The organism is Vibrio sp. 10N.261.45.E2, from assembly GCF_002875705.1.
Lineage (GTDB): Bacteria > Pseudomonadota > Gammaproteobacteria > Enterobacterales > Vibrionaceae > Vibrio.
On record NZ_MCZZ01000149.1, the window covers coordinates 15,932 to 38,563 of the forward strand.

The 22,632-nt window shown below is 44.5% G+C and carries 24 protein-coding genes; 4 read left to right on the top strand and 20 right to left on the bottom strand.

Features of this window, described 5'->3' with window-relative positions; genetic code table 11:
• Positions 1-150: 150 nt before the first annotated feature.
• From BCT34_RS19680 to trmJ, 12 genes are all read right to left on the bottom strand, one after another.
• A complete protein-coding gene (locus tag BCT34_RS19680; protein ID WP_060983298.1) occupies positions 151-1,293 on the bottom strand; it encodes a bifunctional tRNA (adenosine(37)-C2)-methyltransferase TrmG/ribosomal RNA large subunit methyltransferase RlmN in 1,143 nt (380 codons plus the stop codon).
• Positions 1,294-1,611: 318 nt separating this feature from the next.
• Complete coding sequence (ndk, locus tag BCT34_RS19685; RefSeq protein ID WP_076650840.1) at positions 1,612-2,046, bottom strand: nucleoside-diphosphate kinase; 435 nt, start codon at positions 2,044-2,046, stop codon at positions 1,612-1,614.
• Between the two features lie 106 nt (positions 2,047-2,152).
• Positions 2,153-3,448 carry an aminopeptidase PepB gene (gene pepB / locus BCT34_RS19690; RefSeq protein ID WP_076650839.1) on the bottom strand — a complete coding sequence of 432 codons (1,296 nt, stop codon included), beginning with the start codon at positions 3,446-3,448 and terminating at the stop codon, positions 2,153-2,155.
• 206 nt (positions 3,449-3,654) lie between these two features.
• Positions 3,655-3,855 (bottom strand): Fe-S cluster assembly protein IscX, encoded by a 201-nt coding sequence (gene iscX, locus BCT34_RS19695; RefSeq protein ID WP_004740335.1) that lies wholly within the window; start codon positions 3,853-3,855, stop codon positions 3,655-3,657.
• A 134-nt stretch (positions 3,856-3,989) separates the two neighbouring features.
• The gene (gene fdx, locus BCT34_RS19700; protein ID WP_004740336.1) at positions 3,990-4,328 is read right to left on the bottom strand and encodes an ISC system 2Fe-2S type ferredoxin; all 339 of its coding nucleotides are present in this window, start codon (positions 4,326-4,328) and stop codon (positions 3,990-3,992) included.
• A 20-nt stretch (positions 4,329-4,348) separates the two neighbouring features.
• A complete protein-coding gene (gene hscA, locus BCT34_RS19705; RefSeq protein ID WP_076650838.1) occupies positions 4,349-6,199 on the bottom strand; it encodes a Fe-S protein assembly chaperone HscA in 1,851 nt (616 codons plus the stop codon).
• Between the two features lie 22 nt (positions 6,200-6,221).
• A complete protein-coding gene (hscB, locus tag BCT34_RS19710; RefSeq protein WP_076650837.1) occupies positions 6,222-6,737 on the bottom strand; it encodes a co-chaperone HscB in 516 nt (171 codons plus the stop codon).
• Between the two features lie 84 nt (positions 6,738-6,821).
• Entirely contained in the window at positions 6,822-7,145 is a 324-nt protein-coding gene (gene iscA / locus BCT34_RS19715) for an iron-sulfur cluster assembly protein IscA (protein ID WP_076650836.1), read from the bottom strand.
• Between the two features lie 96 nt (positions 7,146-7,241).
• Complete coding sequence (iscU, locus tag BCT34_RS19720; RefSeq protein WP_004740340.1) at positions 7,242-7,619, bottom strand: Fe-S cluster assembly scaffold IscU; 378 nt, start codon at positions 7,617-7,619, stop codon at positions 7,242-7,244.
• A 33-nt stretch (positions 7,620-7,652) separates the two neighbouring features.
• A complete protein-coding gene (locus BCT34_RS19725; RefSeq protein ID WP_060983295.1) occupies positions 7,653-8,867 on the bottom strand; it encodes an IscS subfamily cysteine desulfurase in 1,215 nt (404 codons plus the stop codon).
• A 27-nt stretch (positions 8,868-8,894) separates the two neighbouring features.
• A complete protein-coding gene (iscR, locus tag BCT34_RS19730) occupies positions 8,895-9,416 on the bottom strand; it encodes a Fe-S cluster assembly transcriptional regulator IscR (RefSeq protein ID WP_076650835.1) in 522 nt (173 codons plus the stop codon).
• 117 nt (positions 9,417-9,533) lie between these two features.
• Complete coding sequence (gene trmJ / locus BCT34_RS19735; RefSeq protein WP_076650834.1) at positions 9,534-10,262, bottom strand: tRNA (cytosine(32)/uridine(32)-2'-O)-methyltransferase TrmJ; 729 nt, start codon at positions 10,260-10,262, stop codon at positions 9,534-9,536.
• 181 nt (positions 10,263-10,443) lie between these two features.
• Between trmJ and suhB the strand changes: the two genes are divergently transcribed.
• Positions 10,444-11,247 (top strand): inositol-1-monophosphatase, encoded by an 804-nt coding sequence (suhB, locus tag BCT34_RS19740; protein WP_017062836.1) that lies wholly within the window; start codon positions 10,444-10,446, stop codon positions 11,245-11,247.
• A 274-nt stretch (positions 11,248-11,521) separates the two neighbouring features.
• Here suhB and secF read toward each other — a convergent pair whose 3' ends face one another.
• From secF to queA, 5 genes are all read right to left on the bottom strand, one after another.
• Positions 11,522-12,469: a protein translocase subunit SecF gene (secF, locus tag BCT34_RS19745; RefSeq protein WP_076656398.1), complete on the bottom strand. Its 948-nt coding sequence runs from the start codon at positions 12,467-12,469 to the stop codon at positions 11,522-11,524.
• Between the two features lie 14 nt (positions 12,470-12,483).
• A complete protein-coding gene (secD, locus tag BCT34_RS19750; RefSeq protein WP_076656400.1) occupies positions 12,484-14,340 on the bottom strand; it encodes a protein translocase subunit SecD in 1,857 nt (618 codons plus the stop codon).
• Positions 14,341-14,360: 20 nt separating this feature from the next.
• On the bottom strand, positions 14,361-14,690 hold the full coding sequence (gene yajC / locus BCT34_RS19755; RefSeq protein WP_010440492.1) for a preprotein translocase subunit YajC: 330 nt from the start codon (positions 14,688-14,690) through the stop codon (positions 14,361-14,363).
• A 112-nt stretch (positions 14,691-14,802) separates the two neighbouring features.
• Positions 14,803-15,939 carry a tRNA guanosine(34) transglycosylase Tgt gene (gene tgt / locus BCT34_RS19760; protein WP_076656402.1) on the bottom strand — a complete coding sequence of 379 codons (1,137 nt, stop codon included), beginning with the start codon at positions 15,937-15,939 and terminating at the stop codon, positions 14,803-14,805.
• Positions 15,940-16,120: 181 nt separating this feature from the next.
• Entirely contained in the window at positions 16,121-17,173 is a 1,053-nt protein-coding gene (gene queA, locus BCT34_RS19765) for a tRNA preQ1(34) S-adenosylmethionine ribosyltransferase-isomerase QueA (RefSeq protein WP_076656405.1), read from the bottom strand.
• A gap of 335 nt (positions 17,174-17,508) precedes the next feature.
• Between queA and BCT34_RS19770 the strand changes: the two genes are divergently transcribed.
• A complete protein-coding gene (locus BCT34_RS19770) occupies positions 17,509-17,955 on the top strand; it encodes a CBS domain-containing protein (RefSeq protein ID WP_076656407.1) in 447 nt (148 codons plus the stop codon).
• 67 nt (positions 17,956-18,022) lie between these two features.
• Here BCT34_RS19770 and BCT34_RS19775 read toward each other — a convergent pair whose 3' ends face one another.
• Positions 18,023-18,928, bottom strand: a complete 906-nt coding sequence (locus tag BCT34_RS19775; RefSeq protein ID WP_076656410.1) for a hydrogen peroxide-inducible genes activator — start codon at positions 18,926-18,928, stop codon at positions 18,023-18,025.
• Between the two features lie 210 nt (positions 18,929-19,138).
• Between BCT34_RS19775 and BCT34_RS19780 the strand changes: the two genes are divergently transcribed.
• Both BCT34_RS19780 and BCT34_RS19785 read left to right on the top strand, forming a co-directional pair.
• Positions 19,139-19,747, top strand: coding sequence for a peroxiredoxin C (locus tag BCT34_RS19780; protein ID WP_004740353.1), 609 nt, complete (start codon positions 19,139-19,141; stop codon positions 19,745-19,747).
• A gap of 304 nt (positions 19,748-20,051) precedes the next feature.
• Positions 20,052-20,795 (top strand): copper homeostasis protein CutC, encoded by a 744-nt coding sequence (locus tag BCT34_RS19785; protein WP_076656413.1) that lies wholly within the window; start codon positions 20,052-20,054, stop codon positions 20,793-20,795.
• Positions 20,796-21,012: 217 nt separating this feature from the next.
• Here BCT34_RS19785 and BCT34_RS19790 read toward each other — a convergent pair whose 3' ends face one another.
• Both BCT34_RS19790 and phoU read right to left on the bottom strand, forming a co-directional pair.
• Positions 21,013-21,708 carry a hypothetical protein gene (locus BCT34_RS19790; protein ID WP_076656416.1) on the bottom strand — a complete coding sequence of 232 codons (696 nt, stop codon included), beginning with the start codon at positions 21,706-21,708 and terminating at the stop codon, positions 21,013-21,015.
• A gap of 224 nt (positions 21,709-21,932) precedes the next feature.
• Positions 21,933-22,631, bottom strand: a complete 699-nt coding sequence (gene phoU / locus BCT34_RS19795; RefSeq protein ID WP_076656418.1) for a phosphate signaling complex protein PhoU — start codon at positions 22,629-22,631, stop codon at positions 21,933-21,935.
• Position 22,632 lies beyond the last annotated feature (1 nt).

Sequence of the window (22,632 nt, forward strand, 5' to 3'; positions counted from 1 at the left end):
AAAATTTACCGTCAGCTCATGGTTTTGTCCAAAATTTGACGAAAAATGTAAGAAAGCGTGGGCAAGAAGTCCAAAAAATCAAAAACTGTACCCCAGAAAAGCAACAAGCCAGAAGTAAGACTTCTGGCTTGTTTAGGTTCTAATCGCGTTCTATACAGCTTTTACTTCAATCACATCACCGGCAATCAAGTTCGCTTCAGAGGCTGCTTTAAGCATTTTAGTGCGCTTGGTTCTATCAATAACATCACCGACTAACTGACCACACGCGGCATCAATATCATCACCACGAGTTTTACGAACCGTTACTGTGTAGTTATATTCCATCAGCGTTTTTTGGAAGCGATCAATACGAGAGTTGCTTGGCTTCTTATAAGGCGAACCCGGGTAAGGGTTGAATGGAATCAAGTTGATCTTACAAGGCGTCTCTTTCATTAGCTCAGCAAGTTCACGTGCGTGGTCCATATCATCATTCACATGGTCCAATAACACGTACTCAACGGTTACTTTACCGCGGTTAGCATTTGAAGATGCAATGTAACGACGAACAGATGCTAGGAAGTCTTGGATATCCCAACGGTCGTTGATCGGCATGATTTGGCTACGTAGTGCATCGTTTGGCGCGTGTAGAGAGATAGCCAATGCTACATCGATGTTGTCTGTCATTTGGTCAAGGCCAGATACAACACCAGAAGTTGATACGGTTACACGACGCTTAGACAGAGCGAAACCTAGATCATCAAGCATGATTTCTAATGATGGCATTAGGTTCTTCATGTTCAATAGAGGCTCGCCCATACCCATCATTACAACGTTAGTAATTGGACGACGACCGGTCTCTTTTTCTAGACCGATTTCGCGAGATGCACGCCAGATTTGGCCAACAATCTCTGAAACCTTTAGGTTACGGTTAAAGCCTTGTTGAGCTGTAGAACAGAACTTACATTCAAGTGCACAACCAACCTGTGAAGACACACACAGCGTCGCACGGTCACCATCTGGGATGTATACCGTTTCAACGTCTTGGTCGCCAACGCTCATCGCCCATTTAATTGTGCCATCTGAAGAGTGTTGAGCTTCAGAAACAACAGGTGCAACAATCTCACAGCGACGTTGCAGTTTCTCACGTAACTTTTTGTTGATGTTGTTCATCTGTTCGAAGTCATCGACACCGAAGTGATAAATCCACTTCATCACTTGCTCTGCTCGAAACGCTTTCTCATTCAGTTCTTCTGTGAAAAATTTACGAAGACCTTTACGATCAAAATCGAGTAGATTGACTTTAGCTGTGGTCATGATGCCTCTCAATGACGGAACAATAATTAAGGGCGCGAATTGTACAGGCTTTACGCAACTTCAACAAGTACTGTAAAACCCTGTGTTTATTAAGACATTCAAACTTAAGCGATTAAAATTTGAACAGCTGTATTTATTAGACTGATATTACACAATTGAAAGAAAAGATTCCCGATTACGCTCCTTCGTCACTATCGGGAATGACGTCGGTATTCACCAGCAACTTCCCATTTATCACAGTAAGGTCGAATAACGTAAAATCCACTTACAAAAAAGGCTTCACCGAAGTGAAGCCTTTAGAATCATTTGCTGTTTCGCTTATTGAGCTGGGCGTGGGCAAATCTCAGATTCAGGGAAGAAGAATTCGATTTCGCGAGCTGCAGACTCAGGGCTATCGCTGCCGTGTACTGAGTTGTAACGCATGCTGATTGCGTAATCTGCACGGATAGTACCGCATGCCGCTTCTTCTGGGTTAGTTTTACCCATCAGTTCACGGTAACGACAAATCGCATCTTCGCCTTCTAGAACTTGAACCATGATAGGACCAGAAGTCATAAACTCTTTAAGAGCTGGGAAGAACTCTTTGCCTTCATGTTCAGCGTAGAAGCCACTCGCTTGCTCTTCAGTAAGGCGAACCATCTTAGCAGCAATAATTTCTAGGCCTGCTTTTTCGATACGGTGGTAGATTTCACCAACAAGGTTACGCTTAACTGCATCCGGCTTAACAATTGAGAACGTTCTTTCTAGAGCCATAGGGATTCCTTCACTTCATTTTTTTGTTATTAAATACTGAAATTACTGAGACCTTTCGATCTTAGCTTTATGAATGAGCGGCATAAAATACCGCTCTCTCTTATTATTATTTTGCTTGGTCGATAAGAAGACGAGCCAGTGTGCGAACGCCCATACCCGTTGCGCCTGCTGCCCACTTGTCACTTGCTGACTTACGGTAAGTACCCGCGCAATCCATATGAATCCAACCTTTTTTGTAGTCATCTACAAAGTAAGAAAGGAATGCCGCAGCTGTACTTGCACCCGGCGTGTAATCGCCCGTGCTGATGTTTGAAAGATCAGCAAAGTTTGAAGGCAACATACCACGGTGGAAATCAGCAAGAGGTAGTGGCCACAGGCCTTCTTTCTCTTGGTTTGCCGCGGTTAGCGCTTGGTGAGATAACTCATCATCGAAGCTCAATAGTGCGTGGTAGTCGTTACCTAGTGCATTTTTAGCTGCGCCTGTTAGCGTTGCACAGTCGATGATCAGCTCAGGGTTTTGTGCACTTGCGTACATTAGGCCATCAGCAAGTACCAAGCGACCTTCCGCATCGGTGTTCATGATCTCAACTGTCTTACCATTTTTGTAAGTAATGATGTCGCCAAGCTTCAATGCGCGACCAGAGATCATGTTCTCTGCGCAACATAGAATAAGCTTGATACGCTTATTCAGACCACGTTCAATCGCTAGACCTAAACCACCAGTAATCGTTGCTGCGCCGCCCATGTCAGCCTTCATCGCTGTCATGAATTGACCTGGTTTAATGCTGTAACCGCCAGAGTCGAACGTAATACCTTTACCTACTAAACAAGCAAACACTGGTGCGTTTTCGTCGCCTGTTGGGTTGAAGTCTAGTTGAAGCATTGCTGATGTACGTTCAGAGCCACGGCCGACCGCATAAATGCCTTCCCAACCTTCGGTTAGTAGATCTTTGTCTTTAACTATTTTTGCTTTAACGGTGCCCGCTGGCGCCACTGACTTAATGTATTCTGCAGCCATTGTCGCAAGTTGACGAGGAGCCACTTCTTCAGCGGTTTTATTGATAATGTCACGAGTCCAATCAGTCGCACGAATACGAGCTTCAAGCTCAGTTTGATCGGCTTCTGAAAGTGCGTCCCATTCCAATGTATTCTTTTTCTTTGGTCCACGGTAGCCTTGGTAGAAAGCCCAAACACTTTCTAGGTCCCAACCTTCACCACGAAGTGAAACGAATGCGATACCTTGTCCGTCAAGCGTACGACCAGCTCGTTGAACCGCGCCTAGATCGTGGCCTTCACCAATGTGAATTGTCGCTCCCGCTTCTGAGAACGATAAAATAGCTCTTGCTCCCCACTGAGGCTGGGCAGTTTCTTGACTTAAAAATACTGACATCTGTGTAGACATGATTTCTCCTTGTCATGAACCACTTTGAGTGTGTGATTCTGATTATTTTTCATTAGCGCACTGATGTTAGCATTATGTAGGAGGAAAATGTCATTTTGATAAAAAAACGGACCATAAGGTCCGCTTTTTTTAGTAAGAATTGTTAACTTGGCTGCGTTTTATATTGGACTGAAACCAACCGGCAACCAAATCATCAGATAAGAGGATTAATCCATCTCATCCATCCAGCACAAAATAATAGCCTCTAAGATTTTCTCATTCGAGTGGTTCGGCTCGTCGTCGAACTCTTCAAGGTCTAGCACCCATTGATGCAGATCGGTAAAACGTACGGTTTTAGGATCAGTATCAGGGTACAAATCACATAGCTCAATTGCGATATCTCGCGAATCAATCCACTTCAAGCTCATAACACTTCCTTATATTTATCAGCGACGCTTGGTCACCTTTTATGATCTATATTCTAGGCCAGTTTTCTTAGTATGCTTGTCTTAGCAATAGCTCCTCAGTCATCACTGTACTAGTCATGACTGAGAACCGGTTCTTAGTGATCTTCAGACGCTAGATTCAAGGTGTACTTAGGAATCTCGACGACAAGATCTTCATCCGCCACTTTCGCTTGGCAACCAAGGCGAGATTCCATCTCTAAGCCCCATGCTTTATCTAGCATGTCGTCTTCTAGATCATCACTCTCTTCTAAAGAATCAAAACCTTCACGAATTACAACGTGACATGTTGTACATGCACACGATTTTTCACATGCGTGTTCAATACCAATACCGGCCTTCAATGCAACATCAAGAACCGTCTCACCAGTTTTTGCTTCTAAAACAGCGCCTTCTGGACATAGATCTTCGTGAGGTAAAACAATAATCTTTGGCATGTTTATTTATTCTCTAACTATTAAATATTATCGACTGACTGACCTGACAGTGCAGCACGAATTGATTTATCCATACGACGAGAAGCAAAGTCTTGGCTCGCTTTGTCTGTATTCTTTATTTCTAGTTCAATGGCATCAGCATCGTCGCCGTTGCGCACTTCAATCAGTGCTTCAATCGCTTGAACAAGTTGTTGTTTGCCTTGCTCATCAAGCAGCTCGTCACCATCGGCTTGCATTGCTGCAATAAGGCCTTCAATCACGCGATCCGCTTCTACGCGTTGCTCAGCGAGAGCACGCGCTTGCATGTCTTCTTTTGCAAATGTCATCGAATCTTTCAGCATGCTCGCCACTTCATTGTCGCTTAGACCATAAGAAGGCTTAACTTGGATTTCAGCTTGAACACCAGTGCTCTTCTCCATTGCAGCAACCGATAGCAGGCCATCAGCATCCACTTGGTAAGTAACACGAATGTGCGCCGCACCAGCGGTCATCGGTGGAATCCCTTTCAGGGCAAATCGAGCCAGTGAACGACAGTCGTCAACCATTTCACGTTCGCCTTGAACGGTATGCACTGTCATTGCAGTTTGACCGTCTTTAAACGTGGTAAATTCTTGTGCGCGAGCAACAGGAATGGTGGTGTTACGAGGAATGATCTTTTCGACCAAGCCGCCCATGGTTTCGATACCAAGAGACAGAGGGATAACATCCAATAGCAACATTTCTGAGTCAGGCTTGTTGCCGACTAAAATATCCGCTTGAATCGATGCACCAATCGCAACCACTTCATCAGGGTTAATGCTGGTCAATGGCGTACGACCAAAGAAGTCACCGACCATTTCACGTACAAGTAATGTACGAGTTGAACCACCCACCATCACGACTTCTAGTACTTCATCAGCATCAACTTCTGCATCTTTCAGTGCACGGCGACATGAAAGCAGTGTTTTCTTAACCAGTGGTTTGATGATTTCTTCAAACTCTTCACGAGTTAGCGAACCAGACCAACCCAGCACTTCAACATCAACGCTCTCCGCTTCAGATAAGCCAATTTTCGCTTCTGTTGCTGCATCTAAAAGAATGCGGTTCTGTTCAGCCGTTAGCGCTGATAAACCGATTTGCTCTTGGAAATGGTCCGCGACTAAATGGTCAAAATCGTCACCACCTAATGCAGAGTCACCGCCAGTTGCTAAAACTTCGAAAACACCTTTAGACAAGCGCAAAATAGAGATATCAAACGTACCGCCGCCTAAATCGTAAACCGCGATTACCCCTTCTTTACCTGAATCTAGACCGTAAGCAATCGCTGCCGCCGTTGGTTCATTAAGAAGACGTAACACGTGAAGACCGGCAAGTTGCGCCGCGTCTTTTGTACCAGCACGCTGTGCATCATCAAAGTAAGCTGGAACGGTAATAACAGCACCAGATAGCTCACCACCGAGTGTGGACTCAGCACGTTGACCTAGCGCTCGCAGAATGTCTGCAGATACTTGAATTGGGTTCTTGCTGCCCTGCTCTGTGCGAATCACAGGCAAACCATTATCACTTTCTTCAAATTGATATGGCAGAGATGGGTATCGCTGTTGAATATCTGACAGTGAACGACCGATTAATCGCTTAACTGAGATAATGGTATTTTTAGGATCAGTCTGTGCATTTGCACGCGCTTCATCACCAGTCGTGTACGACTCTGACGTATAGTGCACAACGGAAGGAAGAATACTGCGACCTTGTTGATCAGCCAGTGTGCTCGACTCACCACTGCGCACTGCCGCAACCAATGAGTTTGTTGTACCTAAATCAATACCCACAGCAAGCTTGTGCTGGTGAGGAGCGGCGCTTTGCCCTGGTTCTGCAATCTGAAGTAGTGCCATGGATGTGTCCTTGTTATACGAACTAGCCGATCAGACGATCTTCAACTAATTCGATTTCATTCTTTAATTTTGCAATAAACTTGAGCTTTCTTACTCGGTCTGCAGCTTCTAACCAAGCCTCACTGTCTAGTTCTTGTTGGATAGCACTTAATTGTTGTTTATACATTTTGCTAACCTTTCCTTCAAATGCAAACAAAGCATCTTCAGGTTCAGAACTGTCGGCGATCTCTTCAAGCTCTTCACGCAGTTCCATTTGCTCCATTAGGAACATAGGATCTTGCAAGGTCTGCTGCTCTCCACGAATATCCTCACCATGTTGAACTAACAGGTATTCAGCTCGGCTGATTGGATTCTTCAATACCTGATACGCATCGTTGATTTGTGCCGCTTTTTGCACAGCTAGCAGGCGATCACGCTCAGAAGCAGTGGCAAATTTATCAGGGTGGAATTGGCGTTGCAGATCTCTAAACTGAGAAGAAAGAAGGCTACCATCCAGTTGAAACTGAAGTGGTAGCCCAAATAATTCGAAATGATTCATGTAACGGTGGTCCTAAGTTTAGGCTCTTCAATCAGAGCCTAATTTTATTCTTCGCTCACTATAAACGCTCAATAACTGTCGCGTTTATACGTTGAAGCTCTCACCACAACCACATTCGCCTTTCGCGTTAGGGTTGTTGAATTCAAAACCTTCGTTTAGGCCTTCTTTTACGTAATCAAGCTCAGTACCGTCTAGGTAAACTAGGCTCTTTGGATCAATGATGACCTTTACACCTGAATGCTCGAACACTTCGTCTTCTTCGTTAAGCTCGTCAACGAATTCCAGTACATACGCCATACCCGAACAGCCAGTAGTTTTTACCGCTAAGCGCAACCCGATACCTTTACCTCGGTTATCTAGGAAAGCTTGAACTCGGCTTGCTGCCGTCTCTGTCATGGTTATGGCCATACTACAACCTTGTGTTAAATATAAATTGAGAACTCAGGGGGAGCACAAAGGATGCTCCCAAATATTACTTATTTTTGTGATTACTTAATGAAACGATTAGCGCTTCTTTTTGTAATCCGCAACTGCTGCTTTGATTGCATCTTCAGCAAGAATTGAACAGTGAACTTTCACTGGTGGCAACTCTAACTCTTCTGCGATTTCAGAGTTTTTGATTGCAGCTGCTTCATCAATACTTTTACCTTTAACCCACTCAGTTACTAGTGAGCTAGAAGCGATTGCGCTACCGCAGCCGTAAGTTTTGAATTTTGCATCTTCGATAATGCCTTCTGGCGTTACCTTGATTTGCAGTTTCATTACGTCACCACAAGCTGGTGCGCCAACCATGCCGCTACCTACACTTGGATCTTCTTTATCAAACGAACCTACGTTACGTGGGTTTTCGTAGTGATCAATTACTTTTTCGCTATATGCCATGATAGTTACCTCAAATCCTCTATTTCCGTGAGATTAGTGATGAGCCCACTCAACAGTGTTCAAATCAATCCCTTCTTTATACATATCCCATAGAGGAGACATGTCGCGTAATTTGTTTACCGCTACACGAATTTGTGCAATCGCGTAGTCGATTTCTTCTTCCGTAGTAAAACGGCCGAATGAGAAACGTACTGAGCTGTGTGCCAGTTCATCGTTCAGACCAAGAGCACGTAGAACGTATGAAGGCTCTAGGCTTGCTGATGTACATGCAGAGCCTGATGATACTGCTAGATCTTTTAGAGACATAAGCAGAGACTCACCTTCAACGAAAGCGAAGCTCACGTTTAGGTTGTGTGGTACACGTTGGTCTAGGTCGCCGTTTACCGTTACCGCTTCTAGATCTTGAACACCTTTCAATAGGCGTTCACGAAGTGCTAGTGCGTGATCGTAATCTTTCTGCATGTCTTGTTTAGCGATTGCAAAAGCTTCGCCCATACCCACGATTTGGTGAGTAGCAAGAGTACCAGAACGGAAACCACGTTCATGACCGCCACCGTGCATTTGCGCTTCTAGGCGAATACGTGGCTTACGACGAACGTAAAGCGCACCGATACCTTTAGGGCCGTATGCTTTGTGTGCAGACATAGAGATAAGGTCTACCTTCATCTCTTTTACGTCTAGAGGGATTTTACCCGCAGACTGCGCTGCATCAACGTGGAAGATGATCTTGCGTGCACGACATAATTCGCCGATTGCAGAGATATCTTGGATTACACCAATCTCGTTGTTTACGTGCATGATAGAAACTAAAACAGTATCTTCACGCATTGCAGCTTGTAGCTTGTCTAGATCGATGATGCCGTTTGCTTCAGGCTCTAGGTAAGTAACCTCGAAACCTTCACGCTCTAGTTGGCGACATGGATCAAGAACCGCTTTATGTTCTGTTTTACACGTGATTACGTGCTTACCTTTCTTCTCGTAAAAGTGCGCTGCACCTTTGATAGCAAGGTTATCTGACTCTGTAGCACCTGAAGTGAAAACAATTTCACGTGGGTCTGCATTTAATAGATCAGCAATTTGCTCACGAGCATTATCTACTGCTTCTTCTGCCTGCCAGCCGTAACGGTGTGAACGAGATGCAGGGTTACCGAAGTTACCGTCCATCGTCATGCACTGAACCATTTTCTCAGCAACACGTGGATCGACTGGGCATGTAGCTGAATAGTCAAAGTAAATAGGCAGTTTCATTTTCTACTCCAATGTAAAAACTGACCGCTAAGAGCGGGCATTAACACCGTGAGGTGCTGCACTAATCGTTGTAGTGCTCGTATTTTTATGTGCAAAACTATTATTAACCGCAAGATCAATATCTTGACGATCAGAAATTTCTAAAACTTCGTTATCTTTCATTAGCTCACCGAGCGTAATGTCGTTTAAGAAGCTGCTGATTCGGGAGCTTAAATCACGCCAAAGGGTATGAGTTAAACAACGACTGCCACCTTGGCAATCTGCTCGACCGTGACACTTAGTTGCATCCACTGATTCGTCTACTGCTGCAATCACAGTTCCGACAGCGATGTCGCTCGCTTCAGCACCTAGACGGTAACCACCACCAGGACCACGAACACTAGCAACTAAGCCAGCTTTACGTAACTTAGAAAACAGTTGTTCTAAGTAAGATAACGAGATGCCTTGACGCTCTGAAATATCCGCCAGAGGTACTGGGCTTTTTTGCGAATGCAGTGCTACATCTAGCATAGCTGTGACCGCATATCTTCCTTTAGATGTAAGTTTCATACCACACCGTATCCACATTGTTTATGTGGTTGGAATCTTCCCATACCCGACTAAATTGGTCAAGTATTTTACCTGACTATTTTAGTCAAGTATTCATCCTTAGGGTTTGTGTGGCTTTTACTGGTCGTTTTTGCTCTTCTCAATCGAAGTCAGAATACCGCGAAGCGTGTTGATTTCTTGCAGTTCTGGACGCGCACGACTAAACAGGCGACGTAACTTATTCATTACCTGACCAGGCTTATCCTTAGAGATAAATTGGGTATCGATAATGACTTTTTCAAGGTGTTCATAGAACATTTCTAGTTCGTCGTGACGAGGGTAGTCATCTTGTTGCTGAGGCTTGTATTGGCTAGCCACCATATTAAGGTGTGCTACACGTACTTCGTAGCTCAGAGTTTGTACCGCCATTGCTAGATTTAGCGAGCTATATTCAGGGTTAGCTGGAATACAAACATGGAAGTGGCACTTCTGAAGCTCATCGTTGGTCAAGCCTGTACGCTCACGACCAAACACCAATGCGACAGGGTGCTTTTGACCTTCAACCGCAAACTTTTCACCACACTCACGAGGCTCAAGCATTGGCCATTCAAGTGTACGAGAGCGAGCGCTGGAACCCACAACCAAACCACAGTCTTTTACTGCTTCATCAAGCGTAGAAACAATCACTGCGTTTTCAGCGATGTCACCAGCACCAGCAGCCAGTGCTAAGGTCTGCTCGTCAACTTCACATTGAGGGTCTACAAGAACTAATTGACTCAAACCCATCACTTTCATTGCGCGAGCTGCTGATCCGATATTTCCCGAATGAGACGTACCAACCAGAACGACTTTTACATTGTCTAACATGCTATATGACACCACTTTAAAAATAATCGCGAGATATTAACACATAGCAAAGTAAAATGGTCAGACCCTTCGCGTAATGTGAAACCAAGAGTTCAAAAAATAACCACTTCCCTTTTGGTAAAACTTTGGTATACTCGCCGCCGCTTTAAATTGTTCTTTAACATCTTGTGGGAAAAACCATATGCATCCAATGCTAAACATTGCGATACGCGCTGCGCGTAAAGCTGGCAACCATATTGCTAAATCTCTAGAAACAACTGATAAGATCGAATCGTCTCTAAAAGGTAACAACGATTACGTTACTAACATTGCTCAAGAAGCTGAGTACATGATCATTGAGACAATCAAAGCATCTTACCCAGAGCACAGCATTATTTCTGAAGAGAAAGGCCTGACTGAAGGTAAAGACTCTGACGTACAATGGATCGTTGACCCACTAGATGGCACCAACAACTTTGTAAAAGGTTTCCCTCACTTCTCTGTATCTATCGCTGTTCGCATGAACGGTCGTACAGAAGTTGCTTGTGTTTATGACCCAATGCTAAACGAGCTATTCACAGCTCAACGTGGCGCTGGCGCTCAGCTTAACAACGCTCGTATGCGTGTTACTCAACTAAAAGACCTTCAAGGTACTGTTCTAGCGACTGGTTTCCCATTCAAGCAAAAACAACACTCTGAATCTTTCATGAAGATCATCTCTGGTCTATTCATTGACTGTGCTGATTTCCGTCGTACAGGTTCTCCTGCTCTTGACCTATGTTACCTAGCAGCTGGCCGTGTTGATGGTTACCTAGAGCTTGGCCTTAAGCCATGGGATCTAGCAGCTGGCGATCTAATCGCTCGCGAAGCTGGTGCTATCATGACTGACTTTGCTGGCGGTACTGATTACATGACTTCTGGTAATGTTGTTGCTTCAAGCGCACGTGGTGTTAAGTCTATTCTTAAGCACGTTCGTGAGAACGCTAACGAAGGTATGCTGAAGTAATTCAGGCCTTACGTTGATAGTCTCTATTGAATAGAGCGCTAAAAAATTCAAAGCCTCGCACATGCGGGGCTTTTTTGTATCTACGATTCCAAGATGCGAGATGCGAGATGCGAGATGCGAGATGCGAGATGCGAGAATGGTGGCTCTTAGTGACAGTAAGTGCAACTCAATTTGCCAATAAATTGCGTTGAGCTTCCCCATTAAATTTAGATGTAAAAAAACCGCTAGTTGCCTAGCGGTTTTTTTGGTTTGTAAATGTCATTCAGCATAGAGCCTATGGCATTTCGTCAAACTCTTCACCTTCTTTTTCCACTTGTGGTGGCATTAGGTGTTCACGCGTAATACCCAACTTCATCGCCAGTGCAGATGCAACGTAGATAGAAGAGTAAGTACCAACGGTAATACCAAGTAGAAGTGCAGTCGCGAAGCCGTGAATCATAGCGCCGCCCTGAACGAACAATGCAATAACTACGAATAACGTTGTACCAGAAGTGATCAATGTACGGCTCAATGTTTGTGTGATTGAGCTGTTCAGTACTTCAGGAGCTTCACCCTTACGCATCTTACGGAAGTTCTCACGAATACGGTCGAATACAACGATGGTATCATTGAGGGAGTAACCGACTACCGTTAGCAAGGCTGCTACGATGGTAAGATCCACCTCAATTTGCATTAGAGAGAACACACCCAGTGTGATGATAACGTCGTGCGCCAGTGCTAATACAGCACCTGCAGCCAAACGCCATTCAAATCGCACTGATACGTAGATCAGGATACAGATAAGAGAAACTAGGATAGCAAGGCCACCCGCTTCTGTTAATTCGTCACCCACATTAGGGCCGACGAACTCGATACGACGCATTTCAACTTGTTCACCCGTGCCTTTCTCGATAGCTGAAAGGATTTGGTTACCAAGAGTTTCGCCAGCAACGCCGTCACGAGGACGTAGACGAACCATTACATCACGAGCTGAACCAAAGTTCTGTACCGTTGCATCACCAAAGCCTTCGGCTTCTAGTGCACTACGGATATCAGGAAGGTGTGCCGGTTGTTCAAAACCAACTTCAATCAGAGTACCGCCAGTAAAATCCAGACCCCAGTTCAACGATTTCGTTGTTAGGGTGAAGATAGCAGTACCAATCATCAAGATAGAAAAAACAAAGGCAACTTTTGACCAACGCATAAAGTCGATCATTTTGTCTGCTTTTAGAATCTGAAACATATTAATTCCTAGCCTTAGATCGACAGTTTTTTAACGCGTTTGCCGCCATACATCAGGTTCACGATACAACGTGTTCCGACAATAGCTGTAAACATTGAAGTCAAGATACCGATAGACAGCGTTACCGCGAAGCCTTTAATCGCACCTGTACCCACAGCAAATAGAATGATTGCTGTTAGCAGTGTGGTGATGTTGGCATCGGCGATTGTGCTGAATGCGTTCGCGTAACCTTGGTGAATGGCTTGCTGTGGACTGCGTCCATCTCGAAGCTCTTCACGTATACGCTCAAAGATCAGAACGTTCGCATCAACCGCCATACCGACTGTTAATACGATACCGGCTATACCTGGCAGGGTCATGGTCGCCCCTGGAATCATCGACATCACACCGATAATCAACACCAAGTTCGCCATTAGCGCAACGTTCGCAATCAAACCAAAACTACGGTAGTAAAGCAGCGTAAATAGCATTACTGCAGCCATACCCCAAACCATCGCCATGATACCCATATCGATGTTTTGCTGACCCATTGATGGACCAATCGTACGCTCTTCTACAATCGAGATAGGTGCAATTAGAGCACCAGCACGCAGTAGAAGTGCCAAGTTATGAGCTTCAGCCGTTGAGTCGATACCAGTAATACGGAAGTTACGGCCCAGCGCAGATTGAATCGTTGCTTGGTTAATCACTTCTTCGTGCTTACTTAAGATCACTCGGCCTTCAGGTGTTTTACGACCGCTGTCTTTGTACTCAGCAAATACCGTCGCCATTAGCTTACCGATATTTTGACGAGAGAACGCAGACATCTTGCTACCACCTTCGCTATCTAGCGAGATGTTAACTTGAGGACGACCATATTCATCAACACTTGAGCTTGCATCAGTAATACTTGAGCCGCCTAGGATAACGCGCTTCTTAAGTACCACAGGGCGACCATCACGATCTTGCTTGATTTCGCTACCCGCAGGGGCACGACCAGAAGCGGCAGCGGCTAAATCAGCACTGCTATCAACTTCACGGAACTCAAGTGTCGCTGTCGCGCCAAGAATCTCTTTAGCACGAGCCGTGTCTTGAACACCAGGCAATTCCACAACAATACGGCTAGCGCCTTGACGTTGAACCAAAGGCTCAGCAACACCAAGTTCGTTCACACGATTACGTAGAATAGTAATGTTTTGCTCAACCGCATAGTTGCGGATTTCTTGAAGACGAGCTTCAGTGAAGTTAGCAATCAAAGAAAAACGACCATTCGAGTCAGAATCTACGAATGTCATGTCTTGGTGCTTAGATTGCAGTAGCGATTTAGCTTCAGCAAGCTGCTCTTCGTTACGTAGAATCACTTCAACCGCATCTTTGCCTGATGGGCGAATTGCACGGTAACGGATCTTCTCTTCACGAAGTTCACTACGGAAGGCTTCTTCTTGTTGGCCAACGAGCTTTTCCATTGCAGCGTCCATATCCACTTCCATTAAGAAGTGAACACCACCACGTAGGTCAAGACCAAGCTTCATTGGTGCAGCACCAATAGATTCAAGCCAATCAGGAGTTGAAGCCGCTAAGTTTAATGCAACGATAACGTTTTCATCTAATGCTTCAGTGATAACATCACGGGCACTAATTTGAGAGTCTGTATCGTTAAAGCGAACAAGAATGGAACCGTTTTCTAGAGCAACGGATTTAGTAGAAAGGTTTTCTGCTTCAAGAGCATTGGTGACAGCATCCAGCGTAGACATATCTACAGAGGCGCCGCGCGCCCCTGTAACTTGAACTGCCGGATCTTCACCGTATATATTCGGAAGTGCGTACAACGCAGCGATGGCGATAGTAAACACCACCATCAGGTACTTCCATAACGGATAACGGTTTAGCACAGCGAGGATCCTCTAGCTGTTTATAGAGATTTCAGAGTACCTTTTGGTAGCACTGCTGTAACGAAGTCTTTCTTGATAACTACTTCGTTGTTTGCGTTCAGTTCGATAGCAACGTAGTCGCTGTCTTCTGCAATCTTAGTGATCTTACCAATTAGGCCACCGCTTGTAAGAACTTCATCGCCTTTGCCCATAGAAGACATAAGGTTCTTGTGCTCTTTAACACGCTTAGCTTGTGGGCGGTAGATCATGAAGTAGAAGATCACAGCGAACATACCTAGCATGATAAGCATTTCGAAACCGCCGCCTGCTGGTGCACCTTCTGCTGCTGCGTGAGCTTGAGAAATAAACATTTAAAACATCCTCTATTTATATTTTCGTAATTGTTTGTCTAATTGGGTTGCATCCCTTTATTTTCAAGCCCCATCCCTCCGAAGAGAGACAGGGCTCGCAAAAAAAGAAATACTAAGATTCTTTACCTAGTAGTGGCACTTCACGCCCCATTCTTGCGTAGAACTCTGCAACGAACTCTTCAAAGCGGTCTTCATCGATAGACTGACGAATGTCTGACATTACTCGTTGGTAGAAACGCAGGTTATGAATCGTGTTCAGTCGAGCACCTAGGATTTCGTTACAACGATCCAAATGGTGTAAGTACGACTTGCTGTAGTTCTTACAAGTGTAACAGTCACACTCTGAATCTAGTGGTGTTGTATCGGTTTTATGCTTCGCATTACGGATCTTGATCACACCTTCAGTCACAAACAGGTGGCCGTTACGGGCATTTCGCGTTGGCATTACACAGTCAAACATGTCGATACCGCGACGAACACCTTCAACCAAGTCTTCAGGTTTGCCTACGCCCATTAGGTAACGTGGCTTATCTTCCGGCAGTTGAGGACATGTGTGCTCAAGAATGCGGTGCATATCTTCTTTTGGTTCGCCTACTGCTAGGCCGCCAACTGCGTAACCGTCAAAACCAATTTCAGTTAGGCCTTTAACAGATACATCACGAAGGTCTTCGTAAACACCACCTTGAACGATACCGAATAGCGAGTTCGGGTTTTCAAGTTTGTCGAAGTGGTTACGTGAACGCTCAGCCCAACGAAGAGACATCTCCATTGAGTCTTTTGCTTCTTTGTGTGTCGCAGGGTAAGGCGTACACTCATCGAAGATCATTACGATGTCTGAACCTAAATCTTTTTGGATTTCCATCGACTTCTCAGCGTCCATGAAGATCTTGTCACCGTTTACAGGGTTACGGAAGTGAACACCCTCTTCAGTGATTTTACGCATCGCACCTAGGCTGAATACTTGGAAGCCGCCTGAATCTGTTAGGATAGGACCGTGCCAATTCATGAAATCGTGCAAGTCACCGTGCATTTTCATGATTTCTTGACCAGGGCGTAGCCATAGGTGGAATGTGTTACCTAATAGGATTTCAGCACCTGTGTCTTTCACTTCTTCAGGTGTCATGCCTTTTACAGTACCGTAAGTACCTACAGGCATGAATGCTGGGGTTTCAACGGTACCGCGTTCAAACTGAAGTTGACCACGACGTGCGCCGCTATTAGTTTTTTTAAGTTCGTATTTTAATTTCACGAAGCCTCCAATATGCCAGAGAAACAATCTGACTGTTAATTCAGAGCTTAAGTTAGCCTTAATACTCTATGAGGAGCGGTCGCGTATTCCTTGCGAGAGATTAGACAGAGACCCTGCCCGACTCCTAGCTTACTGCTAGCACCCGTAAATTCTTATGTATATCGCTTATAACCCGCTTAAATTAGCTGGTTTTCTTATTGATGAACATAGCGTCACCGTAGCTGAAGAAACGATATTCGCTCTTCACTGCGTGATCGTATGCGCCCATCACGTTGTCGTAACCTGCAAATGCGCTCACCAACATAATCAGCGTTGATTCTGGTAAGTGGAAATTGGTAATCAAACAATCCACCAACTGGTATTCATAGCCAGGGAAGATAAAGATTTCAGTGTCACCGAAGAACGGAACTAACTCTGTGCCTTTCTTCAATGCATCTTGCGCAGCACTCTCGAGTGAGCGAACCGATGTTGTACCAACGGCAATAATGCGCCCGCCACGCGCTTTAGTAGCAGCAACCGCATCTACCACTTCTTGCGGTACTTCAACGTACTCAGCATGCATGTGGTGATCATTGATATTGTCTACTTTTACTGGCTGAAACGTACCAGCACCAACGTGAAGCGTCACGTAAGCAAACTCAACACCTTTTTCTTTCATGTCAGCCATTAGCTTGTCATCAAAGTGAAGGCCTGCTGTTGGAGCTGCAACTGCGCCCGGCTTTTCATTATAGACAGTCTGGTAGCGCTCTTTATCTGCATCTTCATCAGGACGATCAATGTAAGGAGGCAGTGGCATGTGACCAACACTGTTAAGAATCTCTAAAACGCTTTGCTCGGATGTAAAATGGATTTCAAATAACGCATCGTGGCGAGCCACCATTTCAGCTTCATACTCATCGTTCTCACCAAGGAACAGCTCAGTGCCCGGCTTCGGTGATTTAGAACAACGAACATGCGCAAGAATACTTTTCTCATCAAGCATACGCTCAACCAACACTTCAAGCTTACCACCTGATGCCTTGCGACCGAATACACGAGCAGGAATCACTCGAGTGTTATTGAAAACAACAAGATCGCCTGGCTCAACCAAGTCTAAAACGTCTTTAAACGAACCATCAGCTAGGTTGCCACTGTTGCCATCTAATTTAAGTAGGCGGCTTGCAGTGCGCTCCTCTTGAGGATAGCGAGCAATGAGTTCATCTGGTAGGTCAAAGTGAAAATCTGAAACTTGCATGTGTCTAGTCTTGTCTTAGTTGATGAGATTTGTGCCGTTGACGAATCATAAATCGTAGTTGCTGGATAATCGTTACGGTAAATCAATCGTTACCAGAAACACATCGCAAACACGACTAAAAATTTCGCAGTGGGCTAGTATAGGCACACGAGCCGCAATAGCAAGGTTTACAGTACTGGATTATTGTAAAGAGGCGTAAAATAATGCGACCAATTCAGCTCCTCAATTGAAAGAATTAGTTGCACAAAACTCACCCTAGAATGCGTCAGATCTCAGTTATTTTTTGGATAAAAAACTATAGTAATAGCAACAAAATAAAAAAGAAGGAGGTTCGTATGATCAAGGTTGAAGATATGATGACTCGCAACCCTCATACCCTATTGCGCTCACACTCACTGGCCGATGCTAAGCACATGATGGAAGCGCTTGATATCCGCCATATTCCAGTCGTAGATTCTGACAGACAACTACTAGGTGTCGTCACACAGCGAGACGTTCTAGCCGCTCAAGAGTCCAGCCTACAAAACATCCCACCAGCTCAATCTTTTACCCTTTCAACACCGCTTAACGACATCATGCATAAAAGTGTTATGTCTATAGAGCCACGTGCAGGATTAAAAGAGTCAGCTATCTATATGCAAAAACACAAAGTGGGCTGTTTACCTGTCGTAGAAAACCACGAACTAGTCGGCATTATTACCGACAGCGATTTCGTCACAATCGCTATAAACTTGCTAGAGCTACAGGAAGAAGTCGAGCCAGAAGAAGCTGAAGTGGAGTAACGCTCGGACGTGACATAAAGAAGAGCGGCCAATTCAGCCGCTCAAAGAGATTTTTTCGACCGGATTATTATAGGAGCTCAGACACCACATCCGCCAATTGGTGGAAGGTTTCACGACGCGAAGAGCTTGGTCGCCAAACAAGACCTATGTCTCGGTACGCCTGTTGGCCAGGAGGGTCGATCACCACTAAATTCTGGTTTTGCAGCAAACCATGGTCGATCGCCATCTGAGGGATAAAGGTAGTACCTAGCCCGTTTGCCACCATTTGAACCAATGTGTGAAGGCTAGTTGCTGTAAATGGGTTTATCTTCTCTTTATCGGTTAGCTTACAAGCTGATACCGCATGCTCGGTTAAGCAGTGCTCGTTCTCCAACAAGAATACAGACTCGTCTGGCAAGTCGTCATATTTAATTGGCACACGAATGCCATCTGCTTGATTGCGGCTGATCACCATTCTAAAAGGATCTTGCCCAACAACTTGGCTCTCCATGTTGTCGATATCGACAGGCAGAGCAAGAATCAGCACATCTAACTCACCATGACGCAGTGCAGCGAGTAAATTCGTTGTCGTATCTTCTCGTAGTAATAAATTTAACTGAGGGAAGCGTTGGTTCGCTTCTTGTACCAAATCGCACAAAAGGAACGGCGCTATGGTAGGAATACACCCTACTCGCAGCTGCCCTTGCATCGCATCGCCATTACATAGGTTTCCAAGTTCAACCAAGTCTTGCCCTTTCGCCAATAATTCCCGGCCATGCTTAACCACCAGCTCCCCCGCTTGCGTAAAAACCAATGGACTCTTCTTATCTTTCTTCTCATAAAGAGGGCAACCAATCAGCTCTTCGAGGTTTTGGATACCTTTACTTAGTGTCGACTGGCTAACGAAACAGCGATCAGCGGCGTCGCTAAAGTGGCGTGTTTCGTGAAGAGTAACAAGATAGTGAAGTTGCTTAAGACTTGGCCATTTATTCATGAAATTACTTTGTAATATGAGTAGGATAAGTTACATGAAGGTCATGAAACCTGAGAAAAGGACAAAGAATAAGCTTATCGCTTTTTTCGATGAACTTAATCTATTTAATTCGCTTTTTTCTATAGTACCGATTGTACTATAGTTTGTCGCGTAGAAACGGAGCCCAAACAAAGATGTGTTGGGCCAACTAATTTTTTAGGAGATTCCAAAATGGTACTAGTAGGTCGTCAAGCCCCTGACTTTACTGCAGCAGCTGTTCTAGGTAACGGTGAGATCGTTGATAACTTCAACTTCGCAGAATTCACTAAAGGTAAGAAAGCGGTTGTTTTCTTCTACCCACTAGACTTCACTTTCGTTTGTCCTTCAGAGCTAATCGCTTTCGACAACCGTCTAGAAGATTTCCAAGCTAAAGGCGTTGAAGTAATCGGTGTTTCTATCGATTCTCAATTCTCTCACAACGCATGGCGTAACACTGCTATCGCTGACGGCGGTATCGGTCAAGTTAAATACCCTCTAGTTGCTGACGTTAAGCACGAGATCTGCAAAGCATACGATGTTGAGCACCCAGAAGCAGGTGTTGCTTTCCGTGGTTCTTTCCTAATCGACGCTGACGGCCTTGTACGTCACCAAGTAGTTAACGATCTTCCACTAGGCCGTAACATCGATGAAATGCTACGCATGGTAGACGCACTAAACTTCCACGAGAAGAACGGTGAAGTTTGTCCTGCACAATGGGAAGAAGGTAAATCAGGTATGGACGCATCTCCAAAAGGCGTTGCAGCATTCCTATCTGAGCACGCTGACGACCTAAGCAAGTAATTACCTCTTAAGCCCGAACTCAACGCGGGTTAATGGTTGGAAGACTCTCTATAAAGAGAAATAAAGCATAAGCTAATAGCGCAAAGCGCACCGCCAATCAGTTAAGAAGTAAAGTCTTATTCAAAGCCCGAAGTTAACGCTTCGGGCTTTTTGTTTTTTCTTCCCCTTAGACTGTCTCTTAATACAAATAATTGAGGTAGCTCTAAACTCAAACTTTACCTCTATTTTCCTCTAGCACTGCCTATTCATGCCTGTATCTAGATTGCTATTATTTCATCAATCTCTTTTTGAACGGATAAACACGATGAACGTCGAAATTGAAGTCTGTATCGATAATTTAGAATCTCTACATAACGCTCTAACCGGAGGCGCTGACAGGATTGAGCTTTGTTCTTCATTAGCGCTAGGTGGGTTAACGCCAAGCTTCGGAATGATGAAGCAAGCAGCTCGCATCTCATCAGTTCCTGTGTATGCAATGATAAGACCAAGACAAGGCGACTTCATTTTCGACGATGATGATATGCTTTCTATGTTTGAAGATATTGAAGCTTGTGCAAGTGCAGGATTGGACGGAGTGGTACTTGGTGTGTTGGCGCCTAACGGAAGTATTGATATACCCAAAATGCAGCAACTGGCAGACAAAGCGCACTCTTTAAAACTTGGGATTACGTTCCACAGAGCCATTGATCAAAGTTCTGATTTTCAAACAGCCTTGGAGCAGGTCATTGAACTCGGATGTGAAAGAATTCTGACATCAGGGCTTGCTGTTAATGCTGAACAAGGCATTGATGTATTGACTGCAATGGTCAAACAAGCCGATGGACGAATTGACATCATGGCAGGGGCAGGTGTTAACGCTGCGAATGCAAAAATAATTCAAAGCACCACTCAAGTCCCTGCTCTTCACCTCTCAGGAAAATCAACTAGGCTGAGCCTAATGGAAAGTAATTCAAATGCTCAAATGGGCCATGATGATGTTGATGATTATCAGATTCCAGTGACTGATGCTGGCAAGATATCCGATGTTAGAGTCGCTCTCACCGCTTAAGGCAATAGTTGCTAACACAAATCCAGGAATGATGGATGACAACGATATCAACCAATTGTCTTTTACAGTTGGCTACAAATTCTAACCTCTGTCGACATTAGATAAAGTACTTTGCTCACAGTGGCTACTCGTTGTGAGCAAAGTAATTAACACAAACCCTTTAATAACTTTGTGCTTCCTATTAAAAATAGGATGACTTAGAGCCTGATAGGTTCACTTACTCTTCGGGACGCCAACTTAATGCACTAGCGATAGTGCCAATAACTAATATATCTTTCTCAGCATCATTAAGGTCAGGCAGCATCTGTAAAGATAGCATTCCATTTGTCTGTGCAGATGCAACCTCTTGTGAAGCTTGCTTAAAGCTATACCCCAAAGGTTTTTCGACTGACATCAAAAGATCTTTGCTTGAGTGGACAGTTTCTACGTCATATTTCTTAGATCCAACTTGAATATAACCAGCCTCTTTCTTTTCCAAGCTGACTTTGATCATCCCAGATTGAGACTCTAAAACGAACTCTCCTAACTGCTCACCCTTCTGAGATATAGAACAGCGATAAGGTTTGTTACCACCAAAATCAACGCCCATGTAGTTCACTGAAGTTCCACCACCAGAACAGACTAAGTTCCACACTTGATCGTTATCGACTCTAATGATCTCAGCCGCAAGCTCACCGCTTTTGAATGAAATAGTATCAAACCATGTTGAACTTGATGAATCTCGACTGTATTTTCCTCGATACAAGCCTGCAATATCAAACGTACCTTCTTGTCCTAGCCCCCAAAAATCACCATCTGTTTTAATCACTAGCTCTGGTTGCTGATTAACAGCATCTGATTTATCCATGATGGCAACACTGCCACATGCTGTTAACGTTAAAAGGGGAGTTAAAACTAAAAGAAGCTTCTTCATACTGATATCTGCCTAATAAATTAATGCAAGGTAAAAATGCAGCAGAATGATAGCTCACAAGGGATATAGCGGATACCGGTGACCGGCATAGATACTACCGTTGCCTTTGTTATCAAATGAAAACAAAGCAATACAAAACAAAGGGTTACACCAAATCTCACTTGACAGGCGACTTTTGTAAGGCTGCGTAAGTAAGCAGCCATTATCAAACGTGGGGAAGGATTTTACTTTAACGCATCATCTAAACTTTGGTCACCAAGGTGGCGTACATCTTTGCCTTTAACAAAGTAGATTATGTACTCGCAGATATTCTGGCAACGATCTCCCACCCGCTCAATTGCACGAGCTGACCACATCACCTGCAAAATATTAGGAATGTTCTTAGGATCTTCCATCATGTACGTCATTAATTGACGAATAACAGCTTCGTACTCCACATCCAACTTATCATCAAGCTTATGAACTTCAGCAGCCGCATCAACATCCATACGAGCAAAAGCATCTAATACTTGGTGAAGCATAGTGATTGCTTGACGGCAAAGAGGTTCTAGTGAGACATGAAATTTTTGCTCTTTGGTTGAAGGGATCTCTATAGCACCCTGAGCAATTTTAGAGGCAACATCACCGATGCGTTCTAGATCGGTAATGGTTTTGATGATCGCCATAATCAAACGCAGATCTTTCGCGGTAGGCTGACGTTTTGCAATGATTCGAGTACATGCTTCATCAATCGAAACTTCCATTGCATTCACTTTATGGTCGTCACGAATCACTTTTTTAGCCAATTCAACATCGTCTTTGTGAAGCGCCTGCATTGCAAACGAAAGCTGCTGCTCCACTAACCCGCCCATGGTCAATACATGAGTACGGATCGACTCTAACTCGACATTGAATTGTCCTGAAATATGGCGACCGAAATGCATA

What these genes read in the sequence shown, in the direction of transcription:
- BCT34_RS19785 (WP_076656413.1), top strand. Translation starts at nt 20,052, where the DNA reads ATGAACGTCGAAATTGAAGTCTGTATCGATAATTTAGAATCTCTACAT.
- hscA (WP_076650838.1), bottom strand. Translation starts at nt 6,199, where the DNA reads ATGGCACTACTTCAGATTGCAGAACCAGGGCAAAGCGCCGCTCCTCAC.
- BCT34_RS19775 (WP_076656410.1), bottom strand. Translation starts at nt 18,928, where the DNA reads ATGAATAAATGGCCAAGTCTTAAGCAACTTCACTATCTTGTTACTCTT.
- secF (WP_076656398.1), bottom strand. Translation starts at nt 12,469, where the DNA reads ATGTTTCAGATTCTAAAAGCAGACAAAATGATCGACTTTATGCGTTGG.
- phoU (WP_076656418.1), bottom strand. Translation starts at nt 22,631, where the DNA reads ATGCATTTCGGTCGCCATATTTCAGGACAATTCAATGTCGAGTTAGAG.
- fdx (WP_004740336.1), bottom strand. Translation starts at nt 4,328, where the DNA reads ATGCCAAAGATTATTGTTTTACCTCACGAAGATCTATGTCCAGAAGGC.
- pepB (WP_076650839.1), bottom strand. Translation starts at nt 3,448, where the DNA reads ATGTCTACACAGATGTCAGTATTTTTAAGTCAAGAAACTGCCCAGCCT.
- yajC (WP_010440492.1), bottom strand. Translation starts at nt 14,690, where the DNA reads ATGTTTATTTCTCAAGCTCACGCAGCAGCAGAAGGTGCACCAGCAGGC.
- BCT34_RS19790 (WP_076656416.1), bottom strand. Translation starts at nt 21,708, where the DNA reads ATGAAGAAGCTTCTTTTAGTTTTAACTCCCCTTTTAACGTTAACAGCA.
- trmJ (WP_076650834.1), bottom strand. Translation starts at nt 10,262, where the DNA reads ATGTTAGACAATGTAAAAGTCGTTCTGGTTGGTACGTCTCATTCGGGA.
- queA (WP_076656405.1), bottom strand. Translation starts at nt 17,173, where the DNA reads ATGCAAGTTTCAGATTTTCACTTTGACCTACCAGATGAACTCATTGCT.
- iscU (WP_004740340.1), bottom strand. Translation starts at nt 7,619, where the DNA reads ATGGCATATAGCGAAAAAGTAATTGATCACTACGAAAACCCACGTAAC.
- BCT34_RS19780 (WP_004740353.1), top strand. Translation starts at nt 19,139, where the DNA reads ATGGTACTAGTAGGTCGTCAAGCCCCTGACTTTACTGCAGCAGCTGTT.
- BCT34_RS19770 (WP_076656407.1), top strand. Translation starts at nt 17,509, where the DNA reads ATGATCAAGGTTGAAGATATGATGACTCGCAACCCTCATACCCTATTG.
- iscA (WP_076650836.1), bottom strand. Translation starts at nt 7,145, where the DNA reads ATGGCCATAACCATGACAGAGACGGCAGCAAGCCGAGTTCAAGCTTTC.
- ndk (WP_076650840.1), bottom strand. Translation starts at nt 2,046, where the DNA reads ATGGCTCTAGAAAGAACGTTCTCAATTGTTAAGCCGGATGCAGTTAAG.
- hscB (WP_076650837.1), bottom strand. Translation starts at nt 6,737, where the DNA reads ATGAATCATTTCGAATTATTTGGGCTACCACTTCAGTTTCAACTGGAT.
- suhB (WP_017062836.1), top strand. Translation starts at nt 10,444, where the DNA reads ATGCATCCAATGCTAAACATTGCGATACGCGCTGCGCGTAAAGCTGGC.
- BCT34_RS19680 (WP_060983298.1), bottom strand. Translation starts at nt 1,293, where the DNA reads ATGACCACAGCTAAAGTCAATCTACTCGATTTTGATCGTAAAGGTCTT.
- iscR (WP_076650835.1), bottom strand. Translation starts at nt 9,416, where the DNA reads ATGAAACTTACATCTAAAGGAAGATATGCGGTCACAGCTATGCTAGAT.
- BCT34_RS19725 (WP_060983295.1), bottom strand. Translation starts at nt 8,867, where the DNA reads ATGAAACTGCCTATTTACTTTGACTATTCAGCTACATGCCCAGTCGAT.
- iscX (WP_004740335.1), bottom strand. Translation starts at nt 3,855, where the DNA reads ATGAGCTTGAAGTGGATTGATTCGCGAGATATCGCAATTGAGCTATGT.